Source organism: Crenothrix polyspora (assembly GCF_900163755.1).
In the GTDB taxonomy this organism is placed as follows: domain Bacteria; phylum Pseudomonadota; class Gammaproteobacteria; order Methylococcales; family Methylomonadaceae; genus Crenothrix; species Crenothrix polyspora.
Genome location: NZ_FUKI01000103.1, coordinates 1 through 18,069, shown reverse-complemented (window position 1 = coordinate 18,069; position 18,069 = coordinate 1). Strand labels below are relative to the sequence as shown.

The 18,069-nt window shown below is 41.3% G+C and carries 14 protein-coding genes; 4 read left to right on the top strand and 10 right to left on the bottom strand.

Going from position 1 to position 18,069, the window contains the following annotated elements; all coding sequences use genetic code 11:
• Positions 1 to 419: 419 nt before the first annotated feature.
• The 4 genes from CRENPOLYSF2_RS07855 to CRENPOLYSF2_RS07840 all read right to left on the bottom strand — a co-directional run bounded on the left by CRENPOLYSF2_RS07855 (position 420) and on the right by CRENPOLYSF2_RS07840 (position 4,862).
• Positions 420 to 1,295 carry a ribose-phosphate diphosphokinase gene (locus CRENPOLYSF2_RS07855; protein ID WP_087143405.1) on the bottom strand — a complete coding sequence of 292 codons (876 nt, stop codon included), beginning with the start codon at positions 1,293 to 1,295 and terminating at the stop codon, positions 420 to 422.
• A gap of 19 nt (positions 1,296 to 1,314) precedes the next feature.
• The gene (locus CRENPOLYSF2_RS07850; RefSeq protein WP_087143404.1) at positions 1,315 to 2,850 is read right to left on the bottom strand and encodes a thymidine phosphorylase family protein; all 1,536 of its coding nucleotides are present in this window, start codon (positions 2,848 to 2,850) and stop codon (positions 1,315 to 1,317) included.
• 122 nt (positions 2,851 to 2,972) lie between these two features.
• Positions 2,973 to 4,160, bottom strand: a complete 1,188-nt coding sequence (locus tag CRENPOLYSF2_RS07845; protein WP_087143403.1) for an endonuclease/exonuclease/phosphatase family protein — start codon at positions 4,158 to 4,160, stop codon at positions 2,973 to 2,975.
• A gap of 339 nt (positions 4,161 to 4,499) precedes the next feature.
• A complete protein-coding gene (locus CRENPOLYSF2_RS07840) occupies positions 4,500 to 4,862 on the bottom strand; it encodes a DUF4870 family protein (protein WP_087143402.1) in 363 nt (120 codons plus the stop codon).
• Positions 4,863 to 5,145: 283 nt separating this feature from the next.
• On the opposite strand from CRENPOLYSF2_RS07840, the gene CRENPOLYSF2_RS07835 reads away from it, so the two are divergent.
• The 4 genes from CRENPOLYSF2_RS07835 to CRENPOLYSF2_RS07820 all read left to right on the top strand — a co-directional run bounded on the left by CRENPOLYSF2_RS07835 (position 5,146) and on the right by CRENPOLYSF2_RS07820 (position 7,973).
• Positions 5,146 to 5,508 (top strand): hypothetical protein, encoded by a 363-nt coding sequence (locus CRENPOLYSF2_RS07835; RefSeq protein ID WP_245807944.1) that lies wholly within the window; start codon positions 5,146 to 5,148, stop codon positions 5,506 to 5,508.
• 399 nt (positions 5,509 to 5,907) lie between these two features.
• The gene (locus CRENPOLYSF2_RS07830) at positions 5,908 to 7,143 is read left to right on the top strand and encodes a PP2C family protein-serine/threonine phosphatase (RefSeq protein ID WP_087143401.1); all 1,236 of its coding nucleotides are present in this window, start codon (positions 5,908 to 5,910) and stop codon (positions 7,141 to 7,143) included.
• 60 nt (positions 7,144 to 7,203) lie between these two features.
• Positions 7,204 to 7,542, top strand: a complete 339-nt coding sequence (locus CRENPOLYSF2_RS07825; protein WP_087143400.1) for an STAS domain-containing protein — start codon at positions 7,204 to 7,206, stop codon at positions 7,540 to 7,542.
• 11 nt (positions 7,543 to 7,553) lie between these two features.
• The gene (locus tag CRENPOLYSF2_RS07820; protein WP_087143399.1) at positions 7,554 to 7,973 is read left to right on the top strand and encodes an ATP-binding protein; all 420 of its coding nucleotides are present in this window, start codon (positions 7,554 to 7,556) and stop codon (positions 7,971 to 7,973) included.
• Between the two features lie 391 nt (positions 7,974 to 8,364).
• Here the strand turns inward: CRENPOLYSF2_RS07820 and opgC are convergent, their stop codons facing one another.
• The 6 genes from opgC to CRENPOLYSF2_RS07790 all read right to left on the bottom strand — a co-directional run.
• Positions 8,365 to 9,573, bottom strand: a complete 1,209-nt coding sequence (opgC, locus tag CRENPOLYSF2_RS07815; protein ID WP_087143398.1) for an OpgC domain-containing protein — start codon at positions 9,571 to 9,573, stop codon at positions 8,365 to 8,367.
• 26 nt (positions 9,574 to 9,599) lie between these two features.
• Positions 9,600 to 11,336: a glycoside hydrolase family 9 protein gene (locus CRENPOLYSF2_RS07810; RefSeq protein WP_217884082.1), complete on the bottom strand. Its 1,737-nt coding sequence runs from the start codon at positions 11,334 to 11,336 to the stop codon at positions 9,600 to 9,602.
• Positions 11,337 to 11,405: 69 nt separating this feature from the next.
• Positions 11,406 to 12,449 (bottom strand): OmpA family protein, encoded by a 1,044-nt coding sequence (locus CRENPOLYSF2_RS07805; protein WP_087143397.1) that lies wholly within the window; start codon positions 12,447 to 12,449, stop codon positions 11,406 to 11,408.
• Between the two features lie 257 nt (positions 12,450 to 12,706).
• Entirely contained in the window at positions 12,707 to 13,438 is a 732-nt protein-coding gene (locus CRENPOLYSF2_RS07800; protein ID WP_087143396.1) for a family 16 glycosylhydrolase, read from the bottom strand.
• Positions 13,439 to 13,553: 115 nt separating this feature from the next.
• Positions 13,554 to 17,114, bottom strand: a complete 3,561-nt coding sequence (locus CRENPOLYSF2_RS07795; RefSeq protein WP_087143395.1) for a response regulator — start codon at positions 17,112 to 17,114, stop codon at positions 13,554 to 13,556.
• 269 nt (positions 17,115 to 17,383) lie between these two features.
• Positions 17,384 to 18,069 (bottom strand): PEGA domain-containing protein (locus tag CRENPOLYSF2_RS07790; protein WP_140396826.1); only part of this gene is annotated, 686 nt, incomplete at its 5' end.

Genomic DNA, 18,069 nt, shown 5'->3' with positions numbered 1-18,069 from the left:
AGTGTCTTCGAATACCTAATGCAATTTTAGCTTGGGTAGTATATGCACATAGCATTGACGTCCTCCCCGCGCTAAAACACGAGGATTCCTTATTACTAAGGAGCAGACGTATATCACTATTACCTACTGGTTTCTGCTGCTGACCGCATTACAGCGCGATTCACTTCACAGACTAGCCCCGCCCATCCGACGGTTATTTTTTTACATATTCAGTGGTTCGTTATCATCGCTTGGTTATCGCGGTTGATAATTTGAATCACTTATGGTGATATTAACGCAAAAGTACAAAATACACCACACTAACTCACACAGGTATGGCCGCTTATATCCCTACCTGAAGGTATTATGGCCTAATAATATTGGACACAGTACCAACGCCTTTAGCCAACTGATTAAAGGCATCTAAAAATTACAATCCTTCACATAATCGCAGCAAGTGCATTGGCCAACAGGCCATCAAGCCTAATACGAGCCGTTGAATGTTCTATGCTGTCTGAAGTCCAAATAGCTTTGACACCGGCTTGCAGGATATGCGTTTCTGCATCGCCGCAAAACAGCGCATGGGTGACTACGGCGTATATTTCTTCGCAGCCGGCCGCCTGTAATAGCTTGGCTGCGTTGCCTAATGTTCTGCCTGTGCTGGCCATGTCGTCGATGATAACGACGGCGTGATTACGGTAGTTACGTTCCGGTAAAGTTATTTCAACCTGTTTATCGCCTAATCTTTCCTTATGGGCAATGCCATAGTCGAAACCTATTTGGCTGGCAATTTTAGCGACCCATTGCTCGGATTCACTGTCAGGCCCCAATAGTAAGGCATGATTTAGTTTTTGTTTTAAGAAGCGCCCGATTTCACCTGCCGCCGTCAGGCTAATGACATGTTTTGTTGGTATGGCCTGATCCAGTGATGAAATTCGGTGCAAATGCGGGTCTACGGTAATGATATCATCAAACAAACCGGCCAGCAGTTTGCCGATAATACGCTGACTGACCGCTTCACCAGGCTGATTGGCGATGTCTTGGCGCATATAGCATAAGTAGGGCGCAACCAACGTAAGCCGCTTAGCGCCCAATTCTCTGGCGGTTGTGGCGCATAATAATAACTCGATTAATTTGTCATTGGGTTGAGTGAGGCTACGACACAAAATGACGTGTTCGGGTAAAGACGGCGGTAAACGCACTAAGCTTTCACCGTCTGGAAAATGATGCACACTGATCTCAGCCAGTTCCACATTTAATCGGGTGGCAATGCGCTGGCTTTGGCTTAAGTAATCGGGGAAAGCAAGTATCATCATGATTTAGAATTTATCCTGTTTAAAAAGTAATCGGCGATGTAAGCATCTGTTCTTCATTACCAATACCATAGCCGTTATTGTGTGCAGCCAGTTGCTGGGCAAATTTAAAATCCGCCGGGAATTCAGCATAAATGCGATATAGCACATCGCCTTTTTTGACAGAATTACCCAGTTTTTTAAGTAAATCGACACCGGCTTTTTTCATCATCGGCGCACCGGCCAAACGGGCTATCTTGGCCATCTGAAAGTTGTCGATAGCAATCACTACCCCCTCGCTGTCGGCGGTAATTTCCTGGCATAACGCACTGGGATGAAAGTCTATTGATCTTGCCCCCTGCGCCTGAATCAAGGCATTCATTTTTGCAAGAGCACGTCCTGATTCGAGGATGTCCCTGGCAATCGCATAACCCTGACCACCACGCACATCTGGGTCAAACTCAATTATCCTTCCTGCCAAGTGCAAAGATTTTTGCCGTAAATCGGCAGGGGCATCTGGGTCATTTTGCAACACCTGCATCACATCCCGCGCTTCCAGCATGGGGCCTATGCCACGACCAACAGGCTGCCGACCATCAGTGATCATCACTTCAAGATGGATATTGAGCCGATCGGCAACAAATTCGAATAACTTGCGCAGTGCCAGTGCCTGACGCATTTGCCGGACTTTTGCGGTCGGCCCCACGGGAATATCAATAATCAAATGCGTGGAACCAGCGGCCAGTTTTTTGGAGAGTATTGAGGCGACCATTTGCCCCTGTGAATCAATCCCCAATGGCCGCTCTACGGAAATTAGCATGTCATCGACCGGTGCCAACTTGGCTGTGCCGCCCCAGGCCAGACAGCCGCGTTCCTGACGCACAATGTTATGCAGCTGCGCCGGTGTCAGGTTGACTTCAGCCAGCATCTCCATGGTATCAGCAGTTCCCGCTGGCGAGGTAATAGCACGGCTGGAGGTTTTCGGTATCAACATACCGTGCGCGGCCACGATAGGCACCACCAGCATGGACGTGCGGTTACCAGGGATACCGCCAATACAATGCTTATCGGCCACCAGTGCTTCGTGCCAGTCCATGCGGTCGCCAGATTGCAGCATGGCACGGGTCAGGTACAGCATCTCATCACGGTCGAGGTTGTTTTGCCCAGTCGCTACCAGAAAAGCCGCCATCTCCATTTTTGAATACCGCGCAGCGACAATATCATTGGTGATACTGGTAAAGTCCTCCTGATCCAGGCGTTCACCGTTAATTTTACGGCGCACAGCATCCATAGACGTAGACGGCTCAGCATGATCAACGGTCACCAGACTGCCTTCGGTGGCATTAAGCTGCGCAAAAGCCTGTTCAGACAAGCCTAATTCATTGGGCTGCACGATAGCCGTATCATCAACCACGTTAAGCACGGCCAATACTTTGCTACCATTCACATTCACCTGAATCTTGGACAAGGCTTGAAAACCTTCGGCACGGTATAGGCCACATTCGCGGTGCAAATAGGCAACGTTCTCATGATAAGTATCAATGGCGATACGGCGTAATTGCAGGGTGTCATTGCTCATGGTTTATCCTAAAAATAACTTCACCGCAGACTATACAAAGAATGCGAAGAAAAAGCAGAAACGCATAACCATATGAAAATATTATAAAATATGTGTTATTCGTGATAAAAAACCAAGGACTATCAGAAATTCAATTCGCCACCTACCCCTGCATGATCCGAAGGCCACAATCTTGCCCCAGGTGGTAAAGTCTTGTCTGCTTGCCTGTTGCCGACAAGATGGATATTTTCGACCCATGTATCCTGCTTGGAAAAGATATGGTCGATCCGCTCGTACAATTTAGAGGACTTATTTAATAAATCTTCCGCCTGACAGCAGGTATAGCCTGGCGTAGAGTGGGGAGTTAATGTCCACGTATCGATATATCCCGCTTCTACAAATTGCCAATAAGGCGCAATAATGCCTGGAATTTCTCTGTCATCTGGGGACGAATTCATATCACCCAACACCAGCAAGGTTTTGCCCAATGGCGTTGTATTTTTTAATGTTGTAATCAGCTCTTCTGCCTGTTTGGCCTGAAAAATTCGGGTGGCTGGATCAGGTGTAGGATCACGCACTTCAAGATGAGTATTAACTATGCGGTAAGATCGACTACCCACTTTCACATCGGCAATAACAAAGCCTCGTTCTATGGGTAAAAGTCCTGAGGGTGCGCCTGGAAAAAGGGCGTTGACGACCCATTGGTAATGACAGCCCTCGAATGAAATTTTTGTTGGACAGACCGGTTTTAAATTGACTGCTTGTGCTTGAAGATCGCTTCTGACCAGAATGACATCCCGATCAATGGTATTTAGCAGTGCTGGAAATGTATTAACGGTGAAAGGAATTCCCGCTGGGAGATTACCTATCTTCACTAAGGAAACATCCAGGTTCTTTACCCGTGCAACGACCTTGTATTTAATACCTTTAGTTTTAAGCGCTGATAATGTCTCCTGTAATTGGTCGATAAAAGCACCCGCAATCAACGGATCTTTACAGCCCTTTCCCGCTTTTGGCGTAGCCAAATCTTTGCAATCTAAACGCCAGACTTCCTGCAGGGCGACCACATCGGGGCGTTCTTTTGCAATTTGGGTGGCCAGACGCTGGGCACGGTCATGAAACCGGTTAGCATTGGCTTTTTTAAGTACCGAAACCAAGACATCATTGAATTGATTTTGGGGAGCCGCCAATAGCAGCGCAAGATCGGCACCAATATACTGGTTCTGGGTCATGACCTTGATCTCGCGGCCACCATATCCTGCCAGTGCTGTTGTGCTGACTAACAGCAGACTGGAAATACTGAAGCATGTAAGTTTTCGTAGTGGGTTCATGGTTTTTCCTTTCAATAGGGATCAGTATAAAAAACGGCTTGCAACGCTCTCACTCATGATACCGGCCATAAGAAATTTATGATTGCATATGAATAACTTAGAGTCTGATTTCTAAATATAAAGCACGTACAGCGTTTTCACAGTTCAATAGTTACAGCGTAACCATTCGCACTGAGCTTGTCGAAGTGTGCCGTTCATGCTTCGACAAGCTCAGCACGAACGGTGGCTGTAACTGTCCTAAGTTGAAAACGCTGTATATTCATCGGATACTCAATGCAGATTGGAAACATTGTAGAAAGAATTTTCCTTTTAAACTTGGAAATAATTTTTTTGATGGATTCAATTTTCGTCATCAATAGGTTTATCAACTGCCAATACCGTCCACCCCACATAAACCCTGTAAGTCATAACCACCAGTGTAGGAATCAATATATACAACCCAATGCCGATGCTGAATGTAAGAGCAGACAAGGCAGCCCCTGCTAATGCCATCCACGCGGTTTTAATCTGCCAATCAAAATGTGATTGTAGCCATGTTCCTTCAGCATCATTGCGGTTAAGTAAATTAAGGATGACACCGGCTATTAAAGGAATGCCGGCCAAAGCAAAAGCCGCCGCTTGACAGATATAAACGATGGTCGCAATTTTTTTCAGCTCTTCCAAGTTATGGGTAGTATCTTTACCCATTGCTATGTTTTTCATAATTTATCTCCGATTGAATACATCCTAATGTCAGTTAAGTTCCCTGGACGTTTGTTATACGTAATCACTGACCAATAAAATGGATGCGTGACAGCTTTACTATTACACTTTCGAACTATTCCAATTTGATTTAAATCAAAAAATAGACACATAGAAATATGTTGGCGATAAAGGGGTGCTATGATAAAGCTGGTAGAAAAATGCCGTTGGTGTAGACGTACAGCGTTTTTAAGAAAACTTATGAGTAGCTGTGCTTTTTAAAATTTTAAGTGAGGTATCTGCAATGAAAAATCGTTATCAAACCCTAAGTGTTTTTATTTTTTTAGCAGTGATGAGTACAGCAACTCGTGCGGAGAATGTACAAAAAACCGCGCCGCCTATGCAAGGAATGGGCATGCACCATGGAATGGGCGGGATGGGTATGGGCGGCATGATGGCTGGTATGACCGAAGAGCAAAAAGACAAGCACATGCGTTCCATGCAAGACCATATGCTGAAAATGCATGATTTATCCAACCAAATATTGGCGGAAAAAGACACCACAAAAAAAGAACAACTGAAAACACAGCAACTAAAATTAATGCAAGAACACCATGCTCAAATGATGGAGCACCATCAGCAAATGATGCCCGCGATGAAAAAATAACCAGGCGGCATTATTCAATGAGCTTGTCGAGTCATGATTTTCTTACTTCGGCAGGCTCAATCAGGTATCTTTTAAACAACATAGCTTAGAACGAACGCTTTTGGGGAGCTTCCACAAAATCCCATATATGACAAGATTTGTCAACTTAGGACAAAAAGTGTCAGATATATATAAATATGACAGGAGAATATATTTAATTTGCTGTATTTTAAGAAAAAAATTATGGCGTGAATAATGCTTAATTATTTTGTGTTGGCTAATTATTACTGACAAAAATGATATTTATGATTAACTTCTGACAGTTGTACATAAATTTATCGCTTGCTATCAAATATCTATAAATTTTCTTACTTTAATTAGCACCTGAAATTTATTATTGTATTTAGGGTATGAAAATTAATGACTAATTTATTGGAGTTTATGCATATTCTTGTTGTAGAAGATACCCTACTTGCTCGTACAATGCTGGAACGCAGCATCAATAAATGGGGTTATCAAGTAAGCTCAGTTAGTAATAGCTCTGATGCCTTAGAACTTTTACAACGTGAACCCATACAATTTGTTATTACAGATTGGGTTATGCCTGGAGGGGACGGTGTCTCATTGTGCCGTAATATTCGCGCTATGAATTTCCCATACTATACCTACATTATCTTGATAACGGCTATGGACAGTAACGAGTCGGCAATAGAAGGTTTAGATGCGGGTGCTGACGATTTTATTCGTAAACCTATTCAATTAGATGAATTGCGTGCCCGTATTCGTGCCGGAGAAAGAGTATTAGCCCTGGAAAAATCACTACAAGATCGAAATATTCAGTTAGTTGATCTTAGTAATAATTTGTTGGCTGCTCAAGATGTCATTAACCGTGATTTACATACTGCCGCTAAAATGCAGCAAGAGCTATTACCTGCATCATCTTTAAATTATTTTAATGTGGAAATTGATTGGCTTTTTTGCCCTTCTACGGTAGTTTCCGGAGACATATTTAATTTTTTTCGCCTTGATGAAACTCATATAGGTTTTTATTCCCTTGATGTTGCAGGGCATGGTGTTACCGCAGCCATGATGTCTTTTACATTGTTCCGGCTGTTGACAACTGAAATGCAACGAGGCAGCCCACTCAAGAAATCTATAGATGAGCACCCTTACTACCAAATTGTGGCTCCGGCAACGGTCATGGAAGTGCTTAATTCACAATTTCAAACAAATGCGGAAAGTTGGCTATACTTTACCATGGTGTATGGCGTAGTAGATATTACTGCTCAAACTATCGAATTGAGCCAAGCAGGCCACCCCAATCCAATCTATATTGCTAAGAACGAACCAGTTCGATTCATTGGGGACGGGGGGTTCCCAATAGGGTTAATTGATAATGCAGAATATGAGTCGATTATTTTAAATTACCGTCCTGGTGACCGATTGATTTTATATTCAGATGGCATTACGGAATGTGTAGGTACTAATGGTGAAATGTTTGGTTGTGAACAATTACTGGAATTTTTGGAAAAAAATCGGTGTCTTTCCATTCAGCAAGTTTCAAAAGCATTGAATGAACGAATACGCTCATGGAGGGGCAATGACGAGGTTTTTGAAGATGACATCTCAATGCTAATACTTGAAATTGGACAGTAAGTAAGCGACTGGCCAAACATTTTGGTTTATAAAAATGGCTAATTAATACAAAAATACAATATGAAAATACAAATTAAAACCATTAATGGCATATTGTTCCTGGTATTGGAAGAAAATCGTCTTGACTGTAGATTAGCAATAGATTTTAAAGATAAGGTAAGTGAATTGGTGGCAGAGGGCTCACGGTTAATTATACTTGATCTGAGCGCAGTCGATTTTATAGACAGTAGTGGTATTGGATGCCTTGTAACTTCACTCAAATTACTTGGTCCACAGGGACGCATTGTTATCTGGGGGTTAAAAGCACCTGTTGAATCAATGTTCAAACTTACGCGTATGGACAGAGTTTTCAAGCTATGCTCCAGCGAGGAGCAGGCTTTACAAGCAGTACTTAATTAGAGAAGAACGGGATGTTGACAGTAGATAGTAACCTAGAAAACATTCAATTAATCAGTAATTATGTTAAGGAAATTGCTAAAGATTGTTTTAACATAGCGCAATTAATGGAAATTGAACAGGCTGTTATTGAAGCAGTTAATAACTGCGTTAAACATGCGTATGGCTATTCAGATCAACATCCCATTACAATCCAGTGTAATTTATTAGATAACAACTTACTGATAGAGATTATTGATGAAGGCAAACCATTTGATGTTAGATGTTTAGACGAGCTTAATGCAGATTTTGATTTTGATCCTCTTGATATAGCAAACCTACCCGAAAGTGGATTAGGACTCAAAATTATAAAAATATACATGGATAAAGTGAGCTATCACCGTGAAGATAATAAGAATCGTTGGTTATTTAAAAAAAAATTTCTCTCCCATTAAATTGAACTCTAAAGAAAAAATAATATTAAACCGCTTGATCTCTAATTAATATAAAATACGATTACAATAAAATATACAGCGTTTTCAACTTAGGACAGTTACAGCCACCGTTCGTGCTGAGCTTGTTGAAGCACGAACGGCACACTTCGACAAGCTCAGTGCGAACGGTTACGCTGTAACTATTGAACTGTGAAAACGCTGTATCATAAAAATAAATAAGATAAATTTACGAAACTGGAAAAAATGACAGCGGCTTGCCAAATGCCACAGCATTTGAGATGCCCCCTCCATTTCATCAATTTCTGGCTATAGAGACTAATAATAAAGTTAGTGACAAAGATTGCGTTATTTACAATAAGGCGCTCCTGATATTTTCCAGAGGATATTTACATTATCTTGGAACCCAGCGAAACAAAAATTGGGTTTTTACCATTATCCAAATCAAAGTAAGTATCACAAAATGAATCCCTGTATTAATCCATGCATTATGATAGCCTGGGAAAGGGGTATTACTGACCAGTAACAGTAAAAAAATGTGAATAAAAAATACGTATAAAGAAGCTTGTCCTAAAGGAATTAAAAACCAGCCTAAGGCTTTGTTGCACGGTTTCCAATAAATCGTCAACAGTGCATAGATGCTGATAAATAATACGACCATATTTAATAATCTGCCTGGGCCGATTTTATATTTTTGGAAGTAGTTGGCATACAAATTCTCAAAGGTTTGTGGAGGTACAAAAGACAGTTTGCTCCACTCTGCAAATTCCTTGATAGGATGATTTAAAGTGAATATAAAAAAACAGACGCTTATAAAAAAAGAAGCGTAAATCAAATTTTTACCCGAAACACTGTTAAAAAATAGCAGCAATTCTTTTTTGTAATATCCTGCAACAATACCGTGTATATAAACCAGTTGCCAGGCAATAAGTGGAAAGGCATATTCAAATTGAGCACCCGTCCAGCGTATTTCTGCGGTAGCCACTTGAGATTCTGGTACGCCAAAATTTATACCGTACAATACCCAACTCATCCCTAACAGTAATTTAACTTGTTTTTTTTCCAACAGCCAAAAAACTAACGGTGTCACCAAGGCAAATAAAACAACATATAAGCCAATCACTTGAAATTGATGCGGTCCACAGCGTAGCATTAATGCAGAACTCAACAGCCGAAAAAAACCATCATTCAGCGCAGGGTACAAAGGATAATCAATGTTCCGGTAAGGATCATGAAAGCTGGTAACGGCAGTGGCTGTTATAAAGGGCAGATAGCGCAATAAGCCGATAGCTAAAATGATAAACACATTGACCCGATACAATTGAGCAGCACGACTCAATAAAGCGGTTAAACAGTTGTCAAAGCCGTCTTTTTTAAGTTTTTTGCCATACACCATACCCACAACAATACCGGATAGCGTCACGAATATTTCGGCGGTAGACACCACGCCAATGCGTTCCCAGCCGATATACATAAACAGCGAAAAATAGTCAAAATGACTCACAATCAGTAATGGAATAACAAAACCACGCATGAAATCCAGGCGTAAATCACGGGTTGCATCGGTTTCAGGATACGCCCAATCCACTGTTCGACTACTCATATGACTTGCCCTCTCGTCGCTGGTTATTATTTTAAGTGTGTAGGCATAATGGGGGTATGCTCTGTCGGATAAGGTGTTGACAATAGCAAACCCATTAAACCAATCAAAGATGCGTTGTAATCAATGGCATATTCATTGGTAGCATAAGAGCGGGCATCGTCTATATAACTTAACGGCCCCAGATTTTTGGGGCCGATATTGGATTGTTCGAGTTCATTCGGCCCGCCGACAAATAAACCGGGCAATTTGCTTTTAATGGCCGACAAATAAATATGACTGACGTTAGCTACCGAATTTGTACCCACACCCGACACAAAAGACAGATTGAAATGATTACGACCCAAGATATAATTTAATTGCGCCACGGCCGCATCTAAATACGCTGCCTTTTTAGTAAGACGGTAGGCGTAAACAAGAATAACGCCTTCTTCGGCGGTAATTTTATTAGAACTCCACACAAAGCGGTTATTGGCAATCCGATAACCGCTGGCGGCCACATTGGCCAGCAATTTATTGGCACGTTCTGTAAACTTTTTTTCCGTTAAAATGCGCCACGATTTATAGTCTTGCAATGCAGGGTGAAACAGAATATCGGTCATCGCCAGCGCCGAAGGATCTTTCCATTCGTAGGGATTGAGTGGCGCTGAGGGCAAAGTCGCTTCAATATACTTTTTATAGCGCGACTCCTTGGTGACAATAAATAATTCAACCGCTGCCCAAAGCCGGTCATCCCAATCGTAAGTTAAGGTAATATCGTTATCGGTTTTGTTGTACATATAAGGGCCGGAGCCTTTATTATCGCCGTCCTTATAATCGAAAACCTGTTCATGAATGGTTTCAAGAAAGCGCCAGCTCAGTTTGGCAGCTTCCAGATATTTGGCAGCCATCTCTGGTTGTGTTGCCTGATAAACTCTGGAAGCCATCGCCCAAGCCGCCGCCGCTTTGGCGGTTTCAGCCGTAGTGAGTGGGTAAACATAACGTTTTTGTTTATCCTGATCGGGGGTTAAACCTTTTGGCCAAGCGTCGCCGCCAATTTTACGGTACAACGCACCGTCGGAACGCTGCATAGTGAGCATCCAGTCCAGGCCAATGCGCATTTCGTCCAGAATATCAGGTTGGGCATTACCCGTTTCAGGTATATCAAAGCGAAACGTATTAAAAAATTGCGGATTATCTTCATATAAAGCCAGATTGCGACCAATAGCCACCGCTGTAGAAGCGATATATTTGCCATAGTCACCCGCATCGTGCCAGCCGCCAACACTAGGGATAGCATCACCGGCTTTATGCGCCTTGTCTGTACGGGCTATCACAGCATCATGCAGATGGCATGCCTCATGTTTAAGGCCGGTTGACGCATCGTCAATGGCTATTCCGCAGCGTTGCAGATAATAAGAACGAAGCAACAGCTTTAAGGGCTCCTGATAAATATCCTGGCCAATGGAAAAAGGCAGTGATTCCACCTCGCCAGCTTTAATTATGTAACGTCCAGACGCGCTAAATCCTGAAAAATTTAAAATTTGCAGAGAATCTTGTGTTTGAGGGTCTTTTTTTACAGATTCAACGTTTAATTTAAAAACGCTGTGTCGATTGCTGGCATCCAGTATTTCGGCATTCTTAATTTGCTTATCCGCATTAACCAAAAATGCTGTTTTTGGCCAAACCGATAGGTAGCCGACTTGATTAACAACAAGGCTGCTTGCATTAACCACGCCTGGCAATAAAAAAGTGAGTAATAAAGGGGGAAAAAAGCTTTTCTGCACAATCTGTCTCTTAGCGAATGTAGAAGTAAGCTAAGTATAGTAAATTTTTAGAAGAGCACTTCGCGGGCGTTACTGAGAGCTAATAGGTGTAATAACCACATCTTCTTCGGTCTTATCATTACTGGATTTATCGTTATCAAAAAAGCGCATTTCAAACTGCTCTTTATCGATACCTTTGCCAATTAGATAGTTGTGAAGAGAAATAGCACGGCGTGCGGAAAGTAATTCTTTGGCATCATGATTACCGCCTTTATCAGGACGGGTTTCGATACGGTAGCGGTAATTTTGGCAGGCTAACATGTGTGTTGCCAGTTTATCCAATAGAGCGTTTTTAGTGCTGCTAATGGTAGTTGAGCCGGTTTTAAAAATTTGTGCATACACCATAAAAGCGGTATCACACGCCATCCCTTTAGTGTCGTCAATTTCTTTGACTTGCACAACTTGTGCTTTAGGTAAACGGGTTAGCTCGGTTGCAGAAACAACGGTTTTTTGTTCGATCTGATTTTTAGCTTGTGGTTGTATTTTAATGTCTTGGGCTTTTTTATAATCCGCAACAAAATTATCTATAATCTTAAGCGTTGCCTCACTCATCCAATCGCCGAGTTTTTCACAGCTATCGGTATTGCTGCCATTTCCCCAAGTACCCAAGCGATACTTGGTATCCGCTTTACGCTCTAAAATTGCGCCCTGTAAAAACGATCCCCAGATACTGGTATAGCAACATTGATTTGTGGGGGTTAGATTAGCCACAACGGGATCAGCACCCGCTCCGGGAGAACCCGCTGAAAGATGTGCCGGATAATTAGGATAAATATCCAGTTCTGGATTACCCGGCGTCTTCAACATCTCTTCTTTGCTTAACAGCTTAAGACCCACACTTTCCAGGCGTTTTTTAACTTCTTGTTGTAGATTAGGGTTAACAGAAAGATGGCTCTTTTCGCTGGACTTAGTGACAAACTCCAACACCACATACACGCCTGTCAAGTCTTTTAGTGAAACCAGATTAGTTTCATATTCGGATTTTGGTTCAGGCGCTTTTGCCGCTGGTTCGGTAGCACTGACGTTTTGTATGGAAAAAACAGCGGCTAACAATACCTTATTGACATAATTCATAGTAAGCTAAATATTTATGGATTTAATTAATAAAAAATCTAGCAGAAAATCAAAATGCCAACTGGTTATTTTTAGTTCAATACGTCGCATTCATTGAAAAAATAATGATTGAAAATCAAAAAACTATAAATTACATTACAATTTAATGAAACATGTTGTTTAAGATCAATTGGATACTAAAATCTGCAAAATATCAAAACATTAACAAATTTGAAAAATGTTTTAAGTGTCTCGCAGTTGTTAGCCAAAACAGGTTTTTATTGACTCGTGTACTTAACCCAATCCACAAACCCCGTTGTATTTAGCGTTGTCGGTGTCACGCCACACCAACGGGCTTGCAGGCATTTCCAGTGGTTCATCATAATCTTCATGCCGCCTTCTTCAAAGCCTGGAATATCCTGCGTTTGGTTAACTTTAACTACTCCATCGACTAAAAATTGAATACTTCCTGATTTCCAGGAAAAACCATAAATATGAAAGCCATTGCGTGGATCGAAGCCCAGTTTTTTTACATCTAAAACATATTCGTGGCCTCCGATATTATTATGAAAATAATTAAACTGTACCTTACCATTAACGAATTCGATAACAATCTCGTTATGCGCTGGATTACCGTTATTATTATCATAAGCCCCGCGATAGAGAAAGGCTCCCATAACCACGCCCGATATTTGTGCGGGAGCTTTCATGCTGAAACTATAAGTACCATAGCCATAATAACCATTGGTGCGGTATTCAGCACCCAGTGTACTTTGGTTACAACTGGTCGATATTACCAAGCCAAATGTAGCAATGCCGTTATTGCGGGCAAATTGGGTCTTTTTCCAGCAAGTGTCAAAAGGAAAACCATTGCTCCAACCATCAGCAGCCCACCATCGTGAGACATTTGGGTCGTTAGTGCTCATTTCGTCATAAAAATCAGCATTCGCCGATGTAGACACCATCATGATGCTAGCGCCAATAAGTAATGAGAATAGTGTTGTTTTCATAAGTTATTTCATCTATTAAAGTTAAGGCAAAAAACACTGAAGAAATTTTCAACGTTCCTGAACATTATAGCAAGAGGGCAGTTGGGTGACTGGCTGTATCCTACCTTGATCATTTTCAAGCCTCCGGCTTTACCGGAGACTTCAACTGGGTAACCATATTTTCCATTAAACCCTTAGTAGCACGCACTAATGTATCGGTCATAAATTGATAATCAGTGGATTCATTATGACGAGCCGCCTGCTCTAGTCGGTTTGCATAATCACTTACTGCATCTGCGCAAAAATGCCCTACCGATCCTTTAATAGCATGAGCAGCGCTGGCAAGTTGAAAAAGATCATTTTGATTATAAGCTTCATAAAGCCTAGTAAATAACTGGGGCATTTCTTCAAGAAATAAAATAATCATGTCCTCTAGAAGCTCCTTGTCCCCATCTAAATGTTTAAGCGCTAATGTTTCATCCCAAACTTTATCGGGCATTGATTTTACAATTTCACCCGCTGGATTTGATTGAAGCATAGGTTGATTACAATCAACGGGCTTATGCTTATTTAACCACTGAGACAATATTTTAAAAAGCTGATCACGCCTGATAGGCTTACTTAAATAATCATCCATGCCCACTGCAAGACACTTTTCACGCTCCTCTACCACTGCATTTGCAGTTAATGCAACGATAATTTGGCGAGAAGAGTCACTTTGTTGTTCGCGCTTACGAATTTCTGCCGTTGTCTCGTAGCCATCCAGAACCGGCATCTGACAATCCATAAAAATCAGATCAAATGAAAAATTAGCCAATATATCAAGCGCGATCTGACCATTTTCAGCAATAATAGGATCAACTTTAAACTTGGCAAGCAAACCCATAATAACTTTTTGATTTACTTTGTTATCTTCAACAACCAGAATTTTTTTGTCATGATAATCAGGTAGCACGGTTTCTGATTTGACATTGAATACTTCCGCTACTTTATTTGTACTTAACGAATCGACGATAGCATCAAAAAGCTGGGATTGACGTACCGGTTTTAACAAACTATGCGTTAATCCTAAAGTACCGCGTTGATTTTCGCTAATAAGCGCACCTGAAGACAATAAAATACGCGGTATTTTTGCAAAAAACTGATTTTCGAGTATTTTCATGGCTAGCGTTAAGCCATCCATGCCAGGCATGTGCATATCCTGTATTATCAAATCGTAAGATTGCTTAGCGTTGTGCGTCAACTCCAATTCATTTAGGGCTGCTTGCCCGGATTCCACTAAATCGACACTTAATCCCCAATGACTTAGGTAATGGTTCAGGATCATTCGGTTGGTAGCGTTATCGTCTACGACAAGAACACGTTTTCCGGAAAAATCAATTATCGGGACGGCTTTTTCGTTGTCATCGATAGTCAGCGGTAGGGTGAACCAAAAGCAGGAGCCTTTTCCAACATCACTTTCTAAACCAATGGAACCGCCCATCAAAGTAACCAAGTTTTTACAAATAGAAAGACCAAGTCCAGTACCTCCAAAACGCCGCGCAGTTGCAGTTTCGGCTTGTGAAAAGGGTTGGAACAAGCGTATTTGTACATTTAGCGGAATGCCGATACCGGTATCACGTATTTCGAAACGAAATACGTGTTGATTTTCATTTCTAGTGATGGGTTTCAAGCTGACTGAAACCTCACCTTGATCAGTGAATTTGATAGCATTGCCGATCAAATTGGTAAGTACCTGCCGGATACGCATCGGATCACCAATCCATTTCGAGTCCAGATCAGCCGGTAAAAAACAATTCAATTCCATACCTTTTGTAAATGCGCGTCCAGAAAGTAGAGTAGAGACTTCCTCAACTAATGCCCCAAGATTGAAACTGACTTTTTCTGTTTCTATTTTTCCAGCCTCTAATTTTGAAAAGTCGAGAATGTCGTTGATGATTTCCAGTAACGATTCTGCCGAGTTATGCGCAGTATCCACCAATTCCCATTGGGTGCGGGACATATCCGTATCGCGTAGCAATTCCAGCATTCCCAATACACCGTTCATAGGAGTACGAATTTCATGACTCATATTAGCCAGAAACTCGCTCTTCGTCACAGACGCTTGCATGGCCATGGCACTAGTTTTTTGCAATGAGGTTTGCGCTTGTTCTCGCAGTACAGCAAGAGCCATTAGTTCGCCAACCTGTTTAAGCATGGTCAAACGGCTTTCATGCTGGATTGGGTATGGATCGGTGTAGAGAAACATAATGCCCAACACATCATCCCCTGCCGATAACGGTACAATAAAATGACCGTGAGCTTGCATACCGGAAAATGTATGCTCATGTCGTGGATCACAAAAACAGTCATCAGAAATTAAAAGCTCATTGGATACTGCCGCGCGGCCACATAAACAATCGCCATACAAAACTCGTTTCTCTTTCTCAATAAATTCTGCACTGAAATTGCCTTGTAACACAAACATTTCCAGAACAATTTCACTTTGTGATTTTAAAAATACCCCACCTTTACGTTGTAAATTTAAGGTGTTAAGCCTAAAAAGAAGATTTAACGTGGTTTTGAAGCGTTCCGCTAAGGGAATATTACGCTGCAATATATCGGCTATTTCAAGGCGTACCGCTGTATCCTCTTTCTCCAATTGTTGTTGATGTTCATTAACAACCAAATCACTGATGTCACGTAGAACGTGTACATAACCAAATAGCGAGCCATCATTATTTAGCACAGGCGTAATACTGGTTTCCGACCAAAATTCGTAAGGATCAGGCGGCAAGCTCTGTCCTGCTATGCGAATCGGCTTCATACCTTTACGGCGCCTTAAAATTCTGCCAGTCCAATTGTCACCTTGTGCTAAAGTTTGATTCATTACTTTAAAAACTTCAGGTGGCGTATTAGGACTGTCGAATACCTTGGCCTGCTTACCTATTAAGCTCGTTTCTGTCCAAAAACAAGATTGGTACAAAGCCGGATTTGCATGTTGAATAATACCTTCAGCATCTGTGATCAGTATCATCTCACTACAAGAATCGAGCGCTCTCTTAAATATTTTCAAACTATCTTCAGTAGCTTTTTGTACGGTAATATCACGGCGCATTGAAATGTATTGCCCAGGTAAGCCTTGTTCATCTAATAAGGGAACAATTGTACTGTCTACCCAATACAGTTCTCCGCTTTTACTGCGGTTACAAATTATCCCTTGCCACTTTTTTCCTTGTGTAATTGTGCCCCATAAATCCCGAAAATAGCTTTTATCATGGACACCTGAGTTAATAATCCGGTGATCTTGACCTAATAATTCATCTTGAGAATAACCTGATATTTGTTGAAATTTTTCATTTGCATAAATGATTCGCCCTTTTATATCGGCAATACTAACCAAGGCATGTGCATCAAGAGCTGTACGAAATTCTTTATTTTGTCTGGCTTGCTCAAGAACTTTTTCTTGTTCAAATGCAATAGTTACAACTAAACGACGCAGAACTACAAACCATAACAAAGGAGCCGATATTAAAGTCAGTAAAAGCGTATCGAGAATTGTTTCCTCAAGAGAAGTAAAGATTCGACCGGCTTGTTGATACAAATCCAATCCAATCATTATCAATAATTCAGTAAGCCCAATAATTAAACCTATAATCAATAATGACCATAAAAATCGCTGATTTAATTGTTTTATTGCATTGGTTTTTTTCTTCATAACTCTCTGTCTTACCTAACTTAATGCCTTTTTAGAGTGTATACTCTTTGGCTACGCAATTTATTAATTAGAAGCATAGTACAGGTGTGAATACTTACAAATTACTGTAACTCTCCAAGATCAAACATTAATAACTTCAACGCAGCCCCAGCAAATAAGCGTACATCTCTACTTAGACATATCGGCAAGATTAATTAATCGGATACTGTATGAAAAAAAATATTCAGTTGACCAGCATGATCGGTTGTTAGAAAATGTTTCGCATAGCGTTATTCAGTAGCAGACATTTTATTTAAAATAATATCATCCAGTGCTTGTTCAGAGTTCTGTTTTATTTCAATGTTTTTCTCAATATTACTGTAACCATTTTTTTTAATAACGATATTATTACTGCCAACCGCAATAAACGCTTTATTGATAGGTGTGACACCAATAAATGTATGATTATCATTGGCCAGCACTAAAGCGCCTTCCGGATTAGAATGGACAGTTAAATACCCATAACCACGGTTAATATCGGCTGGATTTGTCTTATTGATCGGATCAGATGGCCACAAGACTAACCCGATGACAGATGCAGCTAACGCTACACTACCCAGCAACAAAAACTTATTGATTTTTGAAGATTCTGGCGGATAAGGCCAATGTTTTAACAAATCCGACATGCTTTGCAAGCGTTGTTTCGGATTAGGGTGCAACATCGCGGTCAATTGGGCTTTTAATTCCTTGGGGATTTGACTTAAATTGGGCACGGTTAAGCGGGCTTTCCTCGCACTGTCTTCCGATGTGCCCATCTCCAGTTTTTTACCTAACACGGCTTCAGCTAGCACTAAAGCCAAGCTGTAAATATCCGTATAGGCACCAATCTCACCGCCATTTATCTGTTCAGGGGCGGCATAGGCATATTTACCCACAAACACTGGGCCAAAAATAGTGCCTTCAGAAGAATTTGGAA

Excerpts from the sequence above, each read along its gene's own strand:
- CRENPOLYSF2_RS07795 (WP_087143395.1), bottom strand. The coding sequence starts at position 17,114 with ATGAAGAAAAAAACCAATGCAATAAAACAATTAAATCAGCGATTTTTA.
- CRENPOLYSF2_RS07835 (WP_245807944.1), top strand. The coding sequence starts at position 5,146 with ATGAAAAATCGTTATCAAACCCTAAGTGTTTTTATTTTTTTAGCAGTG.
- CRENPOLYSF2_RS07855 (WP_087143405.1), bottom strand. The coding sequence starts at position 1,295 with ATGATGATACTTGCTTTCCCCGATTACTTAAGCCAAAGCCAGCGCATT.
- CRENPOLYSF2_RS07805 (WP_087143397.1), bottom strand. The coding sequence starts at position 12,449 with ATGAATTATGTCAATAAGGTATTGTTAGCCGCTGTTTTTTCCATACAA.
- CRENPOLYSF2_RS07800 (WP_087143396.1), bottom strand. The coding sequence starts at position 13,438 with ATGAAAACAACACTATTCTCATTACTTATTGGCGCTAGCATCATGATG.
- CRENPOLYSF2_RS07840 (WP_087143402.1), bottom strand. The coding sequence starts at position 4,862 with ATGAAAAACATAGCAATGGGTAAAGATACTACCCATAACTTGGAAGAG.
- CRENPOLYSF2_RS07850 (WP_087143404.1), bottom strand. The coding sequence starts at position 2,850 with ATGAGCAATGACACCCTGCAATTACGCCGTATCGCCATTGATACTTAT.
- opgC (WP_087143398.1), bottom strand. The coding sequence starts at position 9,573 with ATGAGTAGTCGAACAGTGGATTGGGCGTATCCTGAAACCGATGCAACC.
- CRENPOLYSF2_RS07830 (WP_087143401.1), top strand. The coding sequence starts at position 5,908 with ATGACTAATTTATTGGAGTTTATGCATATTCTTGTTGTAGAAGATACC.
- CRENPOLYSF2_RS07845 (WP_087143403.1), bottom strand. The coding sequence starts at position 4,160 with ATGAACCCACTACGAAAACTTACATGCTTCAGTATTTCCAGTCTGCTG.
- CRENPOLYSF2_RS07825 (WP_087143400.1), top strand. The coding sequence starts at position 7,204 with ATGAAAATACAAATTAAAACCATTAATGGCATATTGTTCCTGGTATTG.
- CRENPOLYSF2_RS07820 (WP_087143399.1), top strand. The coding sequence starts at position 7,554 with ATGTTGACAGTAGATAGTAACCTAGAAAACATTCAATTAATCAGTAAT.